The organism is Burkholderia sp. 4M9327F10 (assembly GCF_005503145.1).
Lineage (GTDB): Bacteria > Pseudomonadota > Gammaproteobacteria > Burkholderiales > Burkholderiaceae > Paraburkholderia.
Genome location: NZ_SCNV01000049.1, coordinates 1 through 16,170, shown reverse-complemented (window position 1 = coordinate 16,170; position 16,170 = coordinate 1). Strand labels below are relative to the sequence as shown.

Genomic DNA, 16,170 nt, shown 5'->3' with positions numbered 1-16,170 from the left:
GGGCCGATTGTTAAGCTTTGTGACGTGCCATGTAGTTGTTTCAATTTGTGCCGCTAACACAATTGGATTCGTACTGAATCCGGCCCTCACTAGCCCCTCCCTGGTGAGTGGTCTTGCGGACCGTCGGAGTCACTCCGACGGTCTCTTTGTACACAGGTCTCGAGCAGCGTGTGCGAGACGCGGATGAACACCATATCGCGGTAGGACATCATGTCAATCAAGTTAAAGCTTCGCATGCTGATACTGATTTCGGTGATGACACTTGGCATCAGTGTCGGTGTGACGGCGCTGGGATTCGACGCTGTCAATCGTATGTGGGCCGTGGCGCGGGCAGACGTTACGCCCGAACAGTCCGCCCGGTTTGCAGACGTGCGCGCTGATGGCACGGGCAGCACTGTCGTCATCGCGATGTTGGGTCTGCTGTCCGTCGCGATGGTCAGCACGGCATCGAGGCAGAACGCCGACAATGCGCTGCAAGCAAGTGGACTGGCTCAGACGTCGGCCAAAATCGCGGTGAAGGGCGGTGGTGTCGTGAGCGAAGTGGTCGCGACCATGGGTGAGATCAATGCGAGTTCCGAGAGAATCGGCCACATCATAGGTATTGTTGACGAGATCGCGTTCCAGACCAACATTCTGGCGCTCAACGCCGCGGTCGAGGCCGCGCGCGCCGGCACACAGGGCCGGGGATTCGCTGTGGTGGCCACGGAGGTGCGCACGCTCGCGCAACGCTCGGCGAAAGCAGCGGGTGAAATCAAAATGCTTATCGAGGATTCCGTGAGCAAGATCGGCGCGGGCGCAAGGCTGGTCGATCAGGCGGGCGTGACCATGGAGGAGGTGGTGTCGAGCATCAAGCGGGTGACAGAGATTGTCGACGAGATTGCGGCCGCCTCGGACGAGCAGCGTCGTGGTATCGACCAGGTGGGGAAGGCGGTCATGCAAATGGACGAAGTCACACAGCAGAACGCGGCGCTCGTCGAGCAGGCTGCCGCCGCTGCGCAATCACTGGATGACCAGGCAAGCAGGCTTCACATCGAGATGAGCGCTTTCAGACTCTAATCCCCGAAGTTGTAGGGTCGGCCTGCATACAGGCGGCAATTCATTCGAGGTAACGGTACCGTGGAATTAGTGGACGGACTCGCGTCTCCTGAACGCCGGACATTGATCCAGCCGCGGCTGAGCATGAGCGGACCTCGTATTCTCTTCTGCTGGGCGCTGGCGGTTGCGCTTTGCATGTCCGGCATTTGCGCAGCGATTTTCTTTCAGGCCCGGGTCGACGCCTCTAACCACGCGGCCGAAACGTCAGGCAATCTCGCGGTATTGATCGAGCGCGACGTCGAACGTAACCTCGAACTCTATGATCTTTCGATGCAGGCGGTCGTCGAGGGTCTGCGTGATCCGGAAGTACGCAATTTGTCGGCGCATCTGAAAAGGCAGGCCTTGTTCGATCGGGCGCTGACTGCACGATATCTGTCGGCGATGGTCGTGATCGATGGGTCCGGTCAGGTCGTGCTCGATGCTGCGAGCGACACGCCGCATGCCGGCAACTTCGCCGATTTTCCATTTTTTACTGTGCATCGGGACAGCCCGAGCGTCGGACTCTATATCAGCAACCCGTATCATTCGACGTTTCGCGATCGTCCGCTCAGTATTGCGCTGAGCCGGCGCGTCTCTAACCCCGATGGCTCGTTTGCCGGTGTGGTTCTGATCGAGCTTGACCTGAACTATTTCCGGGCATTGCTAGATGGTTTGTCGCTGGGCTCTCACGGGTCCATATCTCTGGTGAGCCAAAAAGGGATTGTGATCATGCGTCAGCCGTACAGTGCAGCGATGGTCGGTCTCGACATCAGCCTTGCGGCCACGGTGCGTCATTTTCGCACCACCTCCGAAGGCATCTTCACTGCGACTGCATCGATCGATGGCGTGCGCCGGCAATACGCCTTCAAAAATTTTCAGAAGCTGCCCTTGATCGTGATGGTTGCGAAGGCGGAACAGGACATCTACACGCAATGGTGGGATCGGGCCATTCGCATGGGCTCGGCGATGGCGATTTTCTGTGCCGTCTTTGTCTGCGTGTCGGTCTGGCTCGGCATGCAGCAACGCGACTGCATGCGGGCCGAGGCCGAATTGCGGATGCTCGCGCGGACGGACGAACTGACGGGACTCAACAACCGTCGCACGCTTTTCGAGGCGCTCGAGCACGAGTGGCGCCGGGCTCGCCGCACGAGAAATCCGTTTTCGCTGCTCTTTATCGATATCGATAGCTTCAAGGCTTACAACGACACATACGGTCATCAGGCGGGAGACGATACGCTCGCGGCTGTCGCGTGTTGTATCAGCAGCAATGTTTCGCGTCCGGGCGACAGTGCGGCGCGCTATGGCGGCGAGGAGTTTGTGATCGTGTTGCCGGATACGGATGAAGCAGGCGCACTAACGGTAGCCGAAAAAATCCGCGCATGTGTCAGCGCGATGAATATCGCGCATGCCGCAAGCGTATATGGACACGTCACGGTGAGTATTGGAGCAGCAACGAGAATTGCGAACCAGGACACCGAAGTGGATACCGTGCTGCAAACGGCAGACCAGGCGCTTTATCAGGCCAAACACGCCGGTAGAGATCGCGTTGCCGTGTATGGAGAAGAGGCTACCGCGTGTCTTCGACGTCGCGCGGGCTGATCACGCGTTGAAAAGCGCTCAGGAAGGCCGCGCGCTCCAGCGACTTTTGCGCTACCGTGGCGGTGTCGCGGGTAGACTGGAGTCCTGGACATGCGATTTCATCTCAGCCTCCTGGCCACTTGCCGTTAGCCTGGTTTTCGCGTCATAGTGATCCCTATGAAAATACTAGTTATCGACGATCATCCGGTTCTGAGAGAGGGGATTGCCGCCCTGTTGCTGCAGGACGGTGCGGACACCATTGTGCTGCAGGCCGGGAGCGGAGCTGAAGCAATTGGACTTATCAATGAGCACGACGACCTCGACGCCGTCGTGCTCGATCTGCGACTGCCGGACATGAGCGGCTTCCAGGCGCTCGCGGCGTTTGTGAAGATCCGCCCGGCCTTGCCGGTCGTCATCCTGTCATCGTCGGAAGATCCCCACGATGCACGCGAGGCATTCGCGCACGGCGCACTAGGCTATGTGACTAAATCGTCGAGTCGGTACGCCTTGCTTTCCGCCATCAAACTCGTGCTCAACGGCGATCGCTATGTCCCGACGCTCATGCTCGACGAAGGTCCGGACGCACGGTCCGAAACCCTTAGCCAGTATGGCGGAGGCGGCATGTCGCTGACACCGCGTCAGATCGAAGTGTTGCGGCTTGTTAGCGATGGTCGTCCGAACAAGACGATTGCAAGCGAACTAGGTTTGTCCGAGAAGACGGTCAAGGCTCATATCACCGCCATCTTTAAGGTGTTGAAGGTGGTCAACCGCACACAGGCGACCGTCGCCGGACGTAAGGCGGGGCTGATCTAGCTCGGCGAAAGCAATGCGCACGAACGACAGGTCTCGAAAGTTCGCAAGGCATCCCGCAAACCGTTGACGCACAGAAATTCCCGCGATTTAACCTTTCGTGCAATCGCCATGAAATGCTATCGCCTTTGCAATTGTTGACAGAAATTTTTCGAATAGCTGGTTAGCCTCTGTTCAAAGAGCGAACGGGAAGAATCACCATGCGTCCGAGCGCACGAGCGATCGTGTTGCGCTTCATGCAGCAGCGCGTTGCCGGGCGATTGGAGATCCCGACCACCGTCCACGCCGATTTCGCCTTGAGCGTTCCGGCTTGCTAACTCTATCCAATGACTTCAAAACGCTTGCACGACGAGCAGATCAAACTTTTGTTCGATTTTGTTACTCCAGCGGTTGTTTCTGCAGCATTTTTCGCGATTGTATTTGTATTCGCTGTTCGTCAACTGGGCTACCTGGATCTGGTAAATAGCATTTGTTGGCTTGTCTACATGATTGCTTGTGGAGCCTGCCACGTTACTCTAGCCCATCTATTTAAGCGCAGAGAATCGCTCAAAGCCGTATCGCGCAACTGGGCAGCGTGGTTCACCATCATCTGTCTGGCTGAAGGCACCGGATGGGGATGCATCGGGCTCGCAACGGGGGGGCAAGGAGAATTCGAAACACTCACGCTCCTCAGTGCCGGTGGCGTCGCCGCCGGGAGCATACCGGCGTTTAGTCCATACCTCCCCGCGTTGATTTCATTCGTCGTGCCGGCCACGATGATTTATGCCTTAGTCAACCTGACTTCGGGCGATAAATTCCATCTTGTTTCCGGGTCGTTCCTGTTTATTTACACCGTAGTGCTAATTGTATTGGGAATTCTGGCGAACCGGGCAATCAGGCAAGGCATCCGGCTCAGGATAAAATTCGAGGAAATGACGGTTGCTCTGATGTATCAGAAAGAGCTGGCGGAGAACGCACAGGAGGCAGCCGAGCGGGCAAGCCTCGATAAATCCCGTTTTCTGGCCGCAGCCAGCCATGATCTACGTCAACCCACCCATGCGCTCAACCTCTTTGTCGGTGCGCTTCGTGGAGTACCCATGGCGCAGGAAGGTCGAGAGATTGTGAGTCACATCGAGGCTCTGACCGACGCACTTGACAAACTTTTCGCCGCATTACTGGACATCTCGAAACTCGATGCAGGAATAGTCGAGGTTCATCGACACGCCTTTGAGATCAACATCATCCTGTCCCGGGTATGCGCGGATTTCTCGAGGGATGCCTCGGCTAAAGGCCTGGTACTTAAATACGTACCAAGTCGCGCCGTAGTGAATTCGGACCCAGTGCTTGTCGAGCGGATCGCACGCAACCTGATCTCAAACGCCGTACGCTACACCGATACAGGAAAGATCATAGTGGGCTGTCGCCAAAGAGGGGCAGGCATAGCAATGCAGGTCTGGGATACAGGAGCAGGAATTGCTCCCGCTCACCAGGAACTCATATTTCAGGAATACTATCAAGTTGGTAATCCAGAACGAAACCGGGAGAAAGGGCTCGGACTCGGGCTTGCGATTGTCCGCAGACTCGCGCACCTGCTGGAAAGCACCATCACGCTACGTTCAGTGCCAACACGCGGATCATGTTTCGAGGTGTTGCTCGAACGCGCCGAGTTCTCTACTTTTTCGCCCATTTCCGTCGAAGTCGATCAAATCGATGTCGCTCACGGCAATGCGTTCATCGTAGTAATCGACGACGAACAGGCAATTCGGACGGGGATGTCGATCTTGTTGTCGAGCTGGGGCTATGACGTCATCGTGGCAGGCTCAGCCGACGAGGCGATCACCATGCTGTCTGCAAAGTGGCAGCGACCAGATTTGCTGATTTGCGACTTCCGCCTGCGGGGAGAGGAAACTGGCGTCGACGCGATTCATCGACTATGCACCGAATATAACGATACGATTCCCGCAATGCTGATCTCCGGCGACACTGCCGCCAATCGACTGATTGAAGCACAGTCGAACGATTTGCTGATTTTGCACAAGCCAGTGTCGAATATGGCGCTGAAAACTGCCATTGTCGAACTGATTGCTGCCGAACCTTCATCGGACTGACTGACCACGAGTAACCGAGCCTCTCAAAGGCCATAAGACGTCTCGAGACCTATGTCCAATGTACTGACGACCACTATTGGTAGATGCTTAATCCAGTCGCCGCTTGAACGCTTCTGGTTGCAAGATGGGTTTGACGGTACTTTAGCCGGCGCAACGGCGGCGTCTCAACCACAGCAATCCCTGTCGATGAGCTGAGGTAGCCATGAGAATCGCTATTCTCGAAGACGATACCGTTCAGGCCGGCCAATTGACCGAAGTGTTATCGGTAGCGGGCCACATCTGCCATATCTTCGCCGCGGGTGACCAGCTGGTTCGGCGACTGCGTCGCGAAACATTTGATCTTCTGATCCTTGAATGGGTTGTCCCCGGCATGTCAGGCGAAGATGTATTGCGATGGACGCGACAAAACCTGTCGAACTGTTTGCCGGTCCTCTTCCTGACGAAGCGCAGCCGTGAGAGTGACATTGTGTCGATTCTGAACATGGGTGCGGACGACTATCTCGTCAAACCGGTGGCGATGGCAATACTGAGCGTGCACGTCGAAACACTGCTGCGGCGAGCTTATGCGTTCGACCCAGCCGCAACCCGAGCCATGTTTGGACAGATTGAGTTTAATCTGACATCGCAACAGGTCCACATGAGCGGCAAAATCAGGGCGGTCACGCAGAAGGAGTTTGCACTCGCGCTGCTGTTGTTCCGCTACATCGGTCAGCCGGTTTCGCGCGCGCACATTATCGAAACAGTCTGGGGCCAAGCCAATGACGTCCTCTCACGGACTATAGACACTCATGTGACGCGTGTCCGTGCCAAACTCGGGCTGCGCCCGGAGAACGGGTTTCGGCTCTCCTGTGTGTACGGCTATGGCTACCGGCTCGACTCAGTCGAGAAAGAGGAGGGCAGAGAATCTGCGTAGCCAGCTAGAACTGGTGCCTTAACCCCACCGTACCCCCGAGCTGAGTCGACTTCGGCGCTGAGCCGAGGGCATTTGCGCCTTGCAACTGCGCGCCGATCAGGTCCTGTCGATACAAACCGTAGTCGCTTTCGAGGTAAACATCGGTACGCCTCGATAAGTTATAGTCGGTAACGAACTGGAACTGCGATGCTGAACCGTCGAGGCTGGATGTCTTGCCTGATTGCCAGGTACGCCAATAATTAAATGACAAATGCCATGCTGTGCCGAGGCTTTGCGTAACACCGGCCGTCATCATTCGACGCGAGCTGAAGTCGAGATATTTGAGGGCAGTCAGCTCCTGCTGCGTAAAGGGGCCATTCAGGAAAGAGCTGAATCCGGCATCGAGCCTGTTCTCGTAATAGCCCGTGTGGAATTGAGTCGCATCCCATTTGTAGGATCCGCCCGCAGTCCAGATCTTCGCGAGCGAACCGTTTGTTGAATCGCGGGTCAGGGAATAGGCGGCGGCAAGATTGATTGGTCCACCGGGCAACCAGCCAAGACCGAACGCCATCTGCGAGCCATATGAAGTGTGGCCGGCATCTCCACCGAAAGCATAGGAAGCTTCAGCGAAGACGTTATCTAAACGCATGATGTATTTTGCCAGGTTGCTGGTCCAGATACCGGCCGTCAATGTCAGTTCGGGCTGAAACGAATTCGCATATGGAATCCACGGATTCGAGGCGTAGGCCCTCGTCACCGTGTCAACCAGTGTATTCGTCTGCCGGCCAAGCGTCAGTTGCCCCAGGGTTGCGGAACGCAATCCGACGAATGCGGTATTCCAGAATGGAAGTGCCGGATCAGCCTGCCCAGAGTTGGAGAAGAAGCGATTCTCAATTCGGAAGATTGCCAAGAGACCTTGCCCAAGATCTTCGAGACCGTTGATACCGATGCGACTCTCCGATAGTCCTCCCGTCCCCATTTCCAGAATCGATTTGCCGTCAGCGCTCGCGTTGGTCATGTAGCGGATGTTTGCGTCAGTCAATCCATAAAGTGTCACGCTCGATTGCGAGAATGCACTTGTCGATGAGACGATCAAAAACAACCCTGCGAGATGTCTGTTTTTCAAATGATCCGCTCTTCAAATGAAAGTTGGCTTTTGGCGGCGTAAAGCAAGAACCTGCGGAACGTTGCAATTATCCACCTGTTTTCAACTCAGTTGGATGTCAGTTGAACATGAAATTTCGTAGATGTGGTGTTGCTTTGGAGGCAGGCAAGCCTACATGCAGGTCCACTAGACAGATGCTGGATCAGATCAGCTTATGACGGGCCGATCCCCGAAATTTGCTTTCGACAGGACAAGGTACGAGCTCAGGAGCAAGACCGTAGTGGTCGCGAAGTTCGATGCAAAGCGTTTGGTTGCCCCTCCTGGCTAACGACCGGTTTCACAAAGCTTGACAGTCTCGTTGACCCGATGCAGTTAAAGTTCGTGCCGTCGCGTGCGCGTAGATCCACAGGCGGAAGCCGCTCGGCTACTTGTCAATAAAGAAGAGGAAACTTATGAATCAAATCGCAAAGATTCTGGCCGTCATCGCTGTCACGCTTGGTATTTTTGCACCGGTACTAGCCGAAGCGCATTCGCATCGTGTGTGCCATTTCGATCATCATCATCATCGTGTTTGCCACTGGGTGAAATAACACGCTGCGTGATCCTGGTAAAGCGGAACCAGGCTGCGGTTGAGGCTCGTCGGTGAGGTAGATCAGGCTGTCGTGCAAACGCCGTCCGGGGTGTATGTTTCATGAAATATCGATTGGCTATACTAATTTATATGGTGATGGTTTTTCTGTCCGAATGTGGAGTCTTCGGTTGCGGTGGAGTCGCCACAACGCGTTGATAGGATATGACGAGAAAAGGCCAGGCGCGCAAAACGCGCACGAAGGAGATGCTCCTGCCGCTACCGGCAAGCATTGTGAAGCAGATCTCTCTCGAGAATCACATGTCGCTCGTGGTCATGAGGAACGGACACGGTACACAGGACACGATGACGGCCCTGCTGCAGATACTCTACATGACGTTCTACCTGCTAGATGGAAATTGTTCTGAGGTTGACCTGGCGCTGTTTCTGGAGGTCGAGACGGGCCTGGACAAAAGCATCCGGACGGCGGCACAGGGATGCGACTGGCAGGTGGACGCGCAGTGGTTACCGGCGATTGAGCAGGTTCTGCGGCGCAACGATGAAATCATGGGTAGCCTGCCGAAGTACTGTTACGCCGAGGCGTGGGGCAAGCTCACGCGCTTTGTCGGCTCGACGCAGATGTCGCCGTTGCCGGGCAGCCGGTTGAATGAGGTGCTAGCGTGACCGATGGACATTATCGCATCCGCGGAAGCGATAATGGGTCGAGCTTGAGGAATCGACGCGAGGAACGCGAGCGTTGTCATGCGAGGCTCAACAATCTGTGACGATGCTTTACATTTGCTTTAGCCGATCGTTGTTAGTATTGTGCTGATGGCCGCACCCCCGGGGCCATCGAGATGCCAGATTGGTCTCTGGCACTGCTTCTTCGAAGTTCAGCGCGCCTATGTCGGCGCGCTTTTTTTCTCAGCTACACCCAACCTTTTCCTCGAAGCGAAAACCATCGCATCCCGCTCATGGACCGCACGCACCGTCGCACCCGGAGCGCGCCGCGTGTACAGGCGATTACTGACTATTCGTCCGTGGTTCTGGCACAGTTGCGAGGTCTACGATACCGAGAAAATCCAGTTGAGAAAGACGCTCCTGCAGTTCGGTGACGAATGTTGAATAGCTCGCGTCATTGGAGAACTTGCCGATCCATTGCTCGATCTCCGTCAAGCTTCCTTGCTTTGCGAGCCTTGCCAGTTCCTCAAGATGGGCTCCGGAGGGGCGATTCATTTGAACCGGTTTGCGAGTAGCCGTCCCGATTGGACTGGAGAGGATTGCTGCCGTACTCGGGACCTCAGACTGGGTATCTGTTTTGTTTTCGAGCGCCCGAACTATCAGTTCGAAATTAAATGTCGTCCCATGTCCCGGCGTGCTTGCAACCCGAAGTTCGCTGCCCATTGCATTCACAATGCTCCGGGCGATGAACAGTCCCAGCCCGGTTCCACCGCCAGTTTCCTGAACCTGCCGAAACGCATCAAAAATGTCCGTATGCTGTGAGAGATCGATGCCAATCCCGGTGTCCGAGACCTCAAAGGCAATACATAGTCCTTCCTCGACAGGTAGTTCGTGGACGGTAAGCGTCACGATACCCTCGCGGGTAAATTTCGCCGCATTGGAAAGCAGGTTGAGCAGGACCTGTTGCAGGCGCCGCCCGTCGCATTCCACAAGCGAGGACAATGCGGCTTGCAACTGGAAGCGGAATTCGTTGTCCTGCCGCGAACAAAGTGCTGTGGCAAATTCTGCGACGTCGAGCAGCAGGGCGGATATGTCAGTCGGAGCAGGTTTAACATCCAGTGGCTGCAGTTCCGCCTTTGTATACTCCATGAGTTCGTCAATCAGGTTGAGCTGATACTCAATGCTGCGCTCGATTGCGCGAATGAGGGGTTGCTGATTTTCGCGAGCGTGTTTGAAAAGCCGTTTCGAATACATACTGATCGTTGATAGCGGGGCACGAAGGTCGTGTCCGATATAGCCGATGGTCTCAACCTTCTGCCGGTTCAATTCCTCCGCGTGGTGCAATGCGTTGTTGAGTGCCTGGGCCTGATGTGTCATCGCCACCTGAATCTCGAACATTTCCCGCAGATGCCGTTGCAAGCGTGCAGCCACCACCAGGCCAAAGCCGTTGATCAAGACCAGCATCATCAGTGCAGGTGCGTCCGATCGGACGATCTCCCGCTGCTTTATGGCGACCAGAACAAAGATTACGCTCGACGCGAGCGCAATCGCCGCTGAGATGCCAAATCGATTGGGTACGAAAAAGTACATAAGCATCAACAATGCACACATCGACATCGCGTGCCGCAGGAATTGCCCAGGCAAACACCACGTGATGACCATGAATATCGTCATCCCGGTTACCGTGATGACGGTCGCCACGATCCTGGGGGTCAGGATCGATGCCGGCCAATGTAGCAGGCAGTAAAAGCAGCACGCTGCAATCAAGGCGAACGACAGGCGCACTAGCACGAGGAACAGCGTAAGAGGGGCGAAACCCAGCGCTTCGATATCCGCGAACGAGAAAGCAAGGAAGAGCGCAGAGCCGGCAATCAGAACGAGACGCAGCGATGAGCGAGTCATCGGTAGATGGTGCCGCTGGAACGCGGCTTCCGAATCCCCGCGCCGGGAGGCAGTCCAGGATATGAATTTTGTAAACCAGGTCATTGGTTGCGGCAAACGATTCTGTCAAGAGGCACCGAAAAATATAAGAAATCCTAATTTAATCAATGAATTTCCCTGTGCGGCAAACGGTGGTCCCTGGCATCGGCGGTGCGGATTGTTGGGTCGCCTGGTTAGCTTACTCCACAAGGTTGTTCGGTGGCAGTCTGACAAATATTGAAAGGTCGCAATGCTTGAGCACTCGCTTGTCAGTAATATTAAACACTTCATTCATCATCTTATTCGGCACCGATAGTGCGGTTTTGTGCTATCAGACTGTCTTGCCGGATAGTACGATCTTGCCCCTCTGTTGACGCTATCTAAAGCGATACGGAATTACCACTCGGATTGCCCGTTGTGGAGTTCGAAGCGATAAACGGCTCAGACTCCATCGCTGTGTGGGTGAAGTGTCGTATGCATGTTTGGTGGCATTGGGGAGTTGTGTATCCGCTTCGAACACTCTCTCGGAACCTGCATGCCATCGCTCTTCCTTGTCGTTGTCATGGCTGGCCACGCTTCGCGAATGAATTCGACTGATGTTTCGAAGCTTATAAATCATCTGATGATTTTGGCAATCGTAAACCAAAAATAAATTGTTAAATTTGGTCATTCGGGGAAAAACAAAAACATTAATCCGCTATTCAAAAGTTCGGGGGTGCGTCGGAGTGTCTAATTCAAACACTTTTACGACAAATTCAACGGTGGCCTCGGTTGTCGCGTTGAAGGTCCATCATGAATCTGATTCCTCCCTCTTTCCGACCCGCCGGCTCGCTATCCGCAGTCAATCCGTTCAAGGCCTCAAACGCCTTGGCTATGGAAGGACATTACCTGCTGGTTGAACTGCACAACCATGCGCACCTGAGCTCGGTGTATGGCGAGGCGTTCGCTCACAAGGCTACGCGTGCGCTACAGCAGCGAGTTCAGCTATGGGGCGCGTCGGTGATGGATCTTAGGCCAGGTATTTTCCTGGCTATGTTTGCGCCTCATGTGGCGATGCCTTCGACGAAGAATTCATGTGAATTCGTCCTCCGTATGGAGGGCTGGCAGTTGGAGTTAGCTGCCATCCCGTTTGAATTCGAGGAAGGGGCCGCCCTTCCTGTGGTCACGGTGAAATCGGTGGGTTCGGGGCATCTTGGCCCCATTGGTGGAGGTTTCCACTACCCAAAGACGCTGGATCATGTGGACGCATTGTCGCCGCAATTGCCGTTGCCTCAGTTCGGTGCCGAGTGGAGCCTGGACTACAAACGTGGCATGGCGCAAGCCGTGGCTCTGGTGCACGCGCTTAACACTGAGCAGATCTGCCTCGAGTTCCAGTCGGTTGTACGTCATGACCAGGCTGGAGTGGAGCTTTACGCGGAGGGATTGCTCCGCGTTTCGGGGCTCGCGGGAAGCGGCGGCCCGGCGAGTTTCATTCCCTCACTCGAGCGGTTGGGACTGGTACGTATGCTGGATCGTGCAGTGGTGTTGGCCGTGCTAGGCGAACTGGAAAGGAAATCCAGCGCGAAACTTGGTTGCAACGTCTCCGCCAGCAGCTTGATGCTTGACTCCTTTTGGATGGGCATTGTTGAACGTCTTGCTGCCCGGCCGGATGTGGCTGCCCGTCTGACGATTGAGGTCACGGAAACCGCACCGCTTCCTGATTTCGATGTTGCTGTGGCTTTCGTTCAACATTTAAAGAAATTGGGTTGTCAGATTGCGCTCGATGATTTTGGTGCGGGCCATAGCAATGTCGCGTTCGCTCTGGCTGTGAAGCCGGATGTGATCAAAATCGACGGAGCTTATTTGCATCGCGCGAGGGCTTCCGAGCAGGATGCCCTGATATTCCGGAATCTGGCGTCACTGTGTAGGGCTTTGGCGCCTCTGGTGGTGGTTGAGCAGGTGGAGAGCGGGGAGGACACGCGGTTAGCGGTAGAGGTTGGGGCGGCCGGACTGCAGGGTTTGGGTGTGGCGCAGTCGGGGACACGTCATCGATGTTTGGTCCGGGGATCGATTCGTAGCAATAGCCTTGGGCATTAGGACAACTTAGCGTTTGAGGCGCGACTGAGCGCCGGTAGTCGATGAAGGCGCTGTCAGGTTGACAAATACGTAACGATACAAATTTGCAAGTGAGCGAGTGATGAATAGCAGTTATCGAATTGTCTGGAGTCGTGTAAGAAACGCTTGGATTGTCGCTTCTGAGTTGGCTAAGGGCTATTGCGCGGGCGTACAGAAGGGGCGTGCTGTTCAGAGCAGGGATGAACATCCTGGTACGCTTAGTGCAATATCATCTGCTGTGTTTCTGGTTCTGTCATTAGCAGGAGCAGTTTATCCTCTCGTGGCGCAGGCCGGTATTATCGGCAATAACACTACGGTGGAGGGTTCGAACTCGAGTCTAACAAACAGCTTCGACAATCAGGGGCTGGGCGGTGGCTACACGACGGCATCCATGAATGGCGTGGCGCTGGTGGGAGCGTCGGATACCTGCGGCATGATCAATCCATTGACGGCCAGCTCGGTCTACGGTACCGGTTCGACTTACAGCGGTGGGCTGTATGGATTCGGCCAGCAAACGACGGCGACTACGTGGAGCGTTCCGGCGAACGCTGGGGCAGGGCAGCCGACGGGGATCAATGACTTTACCACTGCGCAGACGTTTGGTCAGGTCAGCGTTACCTCGGCTATTGTTGATACGGCGTCTCAGGGTACGGCCGCGCTGGGCATGAACACCTTTGCCGTGGGCTGCGGAAGCTCCGCGACCGGATTGGGTGCTACCGCCATCGGCTGGGGTGCTCAAGCGCAAGGCGTGAGTTCGGTTGCAATGGGCATCAACGCAACGGCTTCAGGCCAAGGCTCTTTTGCGTTTGGCGCACAAACGACAGCGTCGGGCACCGATTCGATGGCGTTCGGCACATTGGCGAACGCCACGGGCGATCAAGCCATTGCGATGGGCGCTACCTCAACTGCAAGCGGAGGGCAAAACGTAGCGATCGGATATGCCGCCAACGCGACGGGCACGGGGAATTCAACCGCATTGGGTGGTTTTTCGACTGCAAGCGCGATAGGCGCCACTGCGATCGGTACGGGCGCGACTGCCAGCGCGAACTTTGCAATCGCACTGGGCGACTATAACGCCGCAAGCGCGACGGAAGCCATTTCGATCGGTACTGGCGCGAATGCGAACGCGGTTAATTCCGTGGCGATTGGCACGTCCGCATCGGCAACCGGTGGTACGGCTGTTTCGATTGGCGATGAGAACACCGCAAGCGGCAATGGTGCGGTGGCTATCGGAGACCCGAGCGTTGCTACCGGCACCGGCGCTGTGACGGTGGGCGCAAACAATACGGCGACGGGCACCGGTGCGGTGGCGATCGGCAGCGCCAATTCGGCCTCCGGCACGGGCTCAATTGCGATGGGTAGCAGCAGCATCGCGACCAACGGCGCTGTAGCACTCGGGGTTGGGTCGAATGCAACCGGTGTCAATGGTTCGGTTGCAATCGGTAACTCTGCGACGGCGACCGGCAACGGAGGGATAGCCCTTGGCAACTCGGGAACTTTCGATGCGACCACCCTTGCGACGGGGGGTGACGCTGTGGCGCTGGGAGATGGATCCACGGCGAGTGGCAGTGCTGGTTCTGTCGCCGTCGGTGCGTCGAGTACAGCCAGCGCGGCTAATGCTGCGTCGTTCGGGGCGGGTTCCGCCGCGTCTGCTACGGCGGCCACGGCATTGGGCCACAGTGCCACCGCCGGTGGTGTGTCCTCGGTCGCTATCGGGGACACCGCTACGGTCGGGAATGTGAGCGACGCAGTGGCACTTGGTGCGACTGCTAGTGCCACGGTTGCGGGCTCGGTGGCGCTGGGCTCCGGCGCGGTGACGGCAGGTTCGGCGACGGCCGCAACCGGCGGAACGGGAACGGTCAGCAGTTCCACGATTGGTGGTCAGACTTTCGGTACGTACGCGGGCACCAGCTCCGCCGCCGGTGTGGTCAGCGTGGGCGCCCCCGGTTCCGAGCGCCGTATCCAGAACGTGGCCGCCGGCCTCGTCAGCAGCGCCAGTACGGATGCAGTCAACGGCAGCCAACTGTATAGCGTGGCCAGCACGACGGTGTCGAGCATTACCAGCCTGTCGACGTCGGCTTCGACGGGCATCGGCTCGCTGTCGACGGGGCTGAGCTCGACCAATAGCAATGTCGCTTCGCTGTCGACGTCGGCTTCGACGGGCATCAGTTCGCTGTCGACGGGGCTGAGCACGACCAACAGCAATGTCGCTTCGCTGTCGACGTCGGCTTCGACGGGCATCAGCTCGCTGTCGACGGGGCTGAGCACGACCAACAGCAATGTCGCCTCGCTGTCGACGTCGGCTTCGACGGGCATCAGTTCGCTGTCAACCGGACTGAGCACGACCAACAGCAGCGTGGCTTCGCTGTCGACGTTGGATTCGACGCGTATCAGCTCGCTGTCGACGGGTCTGAGCACCACCAACAGCAGTGTCGCGAGCCTGTCAACATCAGCCTCGACAACGGCTAGCTCGCTGTCGACCGGCCTGAGTACAACCAATAGCAGCGTGGCTTCGCTGTCGACGTCGGCCTCGACTGGTATTGGCTCACTCTCGACGGGCCTGAGCACGACCAACAGCACCGTGACCTCGCTTTCCAGCTCGGCTTCGACCGGTATTGCATCGGTGTCGACGTCGGCGTCGACAGGCCTGAGCACGACCAACAGCAGTGTTGCCAGCCTGTCAACGTCAGCCTCGACGACAGCCAGCTCACTGTCGAGCGGCCTGAGTACAACAAACAGTAGCGTAGCTTCGTTGTCGACGTCGGCCTCAACGGGTATCGGCTCGCTGTCGACGGGTCTGAGCACGACCAACAGCAGTGTCGTCAGCCTCTCAACGTCAACGTCGACAACGGCCAGCTCGCTGTCGACCGGCTTGAGCACAACAAACAGTAGCGTAGCTTCGTTGTCGACGTCGGCCTCAACTGGTATCGGCTCACTCTCGACGGGGCTGAGCACGACCAACAGCACCGTGACCTCGCTTTCCAGCTCGGCTTCGACCGGTATTGCATCGGTGTCGACCTCGGCCTCGACGGGCATCAGCTCGTTGTCGACAGGCCTGAGCACGACCAACAGCAGTGTCGCCAGCCTGTCAACATCGGCTTCGACGACGGCTAGCTCGCTGTCGACCGGCTTGAGCACAACGAACAGCAGCGTGGCTTCGCTGTCGACCTCGGCCTCGACCGGTATTGGCTCGCTCTCGACGGGTCTGAGCACGACCAACAGCACCGTGACCTCGCTCTCGAGCTCGACTTCGACCGGTATTGCATCGGTGTCGACCTCGGCCTCGACGGGCATCAGCTCGTTGTCGACAGGCCTGAGCACGACCAACAGCAGTGTCGCCAGCCTGTCAACATCGGCTTCG

The 16,170-nt window shown here is 56.8% G+C and carries 10 protein-coding genes and 2 pseudogenes; 9 read left to right on the top strand and 3 right to left on the bottom strand.

The window, feature by feature from the left end; genetic code table 11:
- Positions 1-432: 432 nt before the first annotated feature.
- The 5 genes and pseudogenes from FFS45_RS31130 to FFS45_RS31110 form a co-directional block, all read left to right on the top strand.
- Positions 433-1,056, top strand: a pseudogene (locus FFS45_RS31130) (methyl-accepting chemotaxis protein); the annotation flags it as partial.
- Between the two features lie 123 nt (positions 1,057-1,179).
- The gene (locus FFS45_RS31125) at positions 1,180-2,673 is read left to right on the top strand and encodes a sensor domain-containing diguanylate cyclase (protein WP_137958481.1); all 1,494 of its coding nucleotides are present in this window, start codon (positions 1,180-1,182) and stop codon (positions 2,671-2,673) included.
- Between the two features lie 156 nt (positions 2,674-2,829).
- Positions 2,830-3,465 (top strand): response regulator transcription factor, encoded by a 636-nt coding sequence (locus tag FFS45_RS31120; protein ID WP_137958480.1) that lies wholly within the window; start codon positions 2,830-2,832, stop codon positions 3,463-3,465.
- 323 nt (positions 3,466-3,788) lie between these two features.
- Positions 3,789-5,549 carry a hybrid sensor histidine kinase/response regulator gene (locus FFS45_RS31115; RefSeq protein ID WP_137958479.1) on the top strand — a complete coding sequence of 587 codons (1,761 nt, stop codon included), beginning with the start codon at positions 3,789-3,791 and terminating at the stop codon, positions 5,547-5,549.
- A gap of 202 nt (positions 5,550-5,751) precedes the next feature.
- Entirely contained in the window at positions 5,752-6,462 is a 711-nt protein-coding gene (locus tag FFS45_RS31110; protein ID WP_137958478.1) for a response regulator transcription factor, read from the top strand.
- Between the two features lie 4 nt (positions 6,463-6,466).
- Here FFS45_RS31110 and FFS45_RS31105 read toward each other — a convergent pair whose 3' ends face one another.
- Positions 6,467-7,567: a porin gene (locus tag FFS45_RS31105; RefSeq protein ID WP_249363006.1), complete on the bottom strand. Its 1,101-nt coding sequence runs from the start codon at positions 7,565-7,567 to the stop codon at positions 6,467-6,469.
- Positions 7,568-7,998: 431 nt separating this feature from the next.
- On the opposite strand from FFS45_RS31105, the gene FFS45_RS41920 reads away from it, so the two are divergent.
- Both FFS45_RS41920 and FFS45_RS31100 read left to right on the top strand, forming a co-directional pair.
- Complete coding sequence (locus FFS45_RS41920; RefSeq protein ID WP_171029801.1) at positions 7,999-8,136, top strand: HHHH-motif protein; 138 nt, start codon at positions 7,999-8,001, stop codon at positions 8,134-8,136.
- Positions 8,137-8,435: 299 nt separating this feature from the next.
- Complete coding sequence (locus FFS45_RS31100; RefSeq protein ID WP_249363005.1) at positions 8,436-8,798, top strand: hypothetical protein; 363 nt, start codon at positions 8,436-8,438, stop codon at positions 8,796-8,798.
- A gap of 339 nt (positions 8,799-9,137) precedes the next feature.
- Here FFS45_RS31100 and FFS45_RS31095 read toward each other — a convergent pair whose 3' ends face one another.
- Complete coding sequence (locus FFS45_RS31095; protein WP_171029800.1) at positions 9,138-10,697, bottom strand: HAMP domain-containing sensor histidine kinase; 1,560 nt, start codon at positions 10,695-10,697, stop codon at positions 9,138-9,140.
- Positions 10,698-11,507: 810 nt separating this feature from the next.
- On the opposite strand from FFS45_RS31095, the gene FFS45_RS31090 reads away from it, so the two are divergent.
- Both FFS45_RS31090 and FFS45_RS42915 read left to right on the top strand, forming a co-directional pair.
- On the top strand, positions 11,508-12,791 hold the full coding sequence (locus tag FFS45_RS31090) for an EAL domain-containing protein (protein WP_137958476.1): 1,284 nt from the start codon (positions 11,508-11,510) through the stop codon (positions 12,789-12,791).
- A 100-nt stretch (positions 12,792-12,891) separates the two neighbouring features.
- Positions 12,892-14,270 (top strand): annotated as a pseudogene (locus FFS45_RS42915) (ESPR-type extended signal peptide-containing protein); the annotation flags it as partial.
- Positions 14,271-14,690: 420 nt separating this feature from the next.
- Here FFS45_RS42915 and FFS45_RS42910 read toward each other — a convergent pair.
- Positions 14,691-16,170 (bottom strand): hypothetical protein (locus tag FFS45_RS42910; RefSeq protein WP_349292334.1); only part of this gene is annotated, 1,480 nt, incomplete at its 5' end.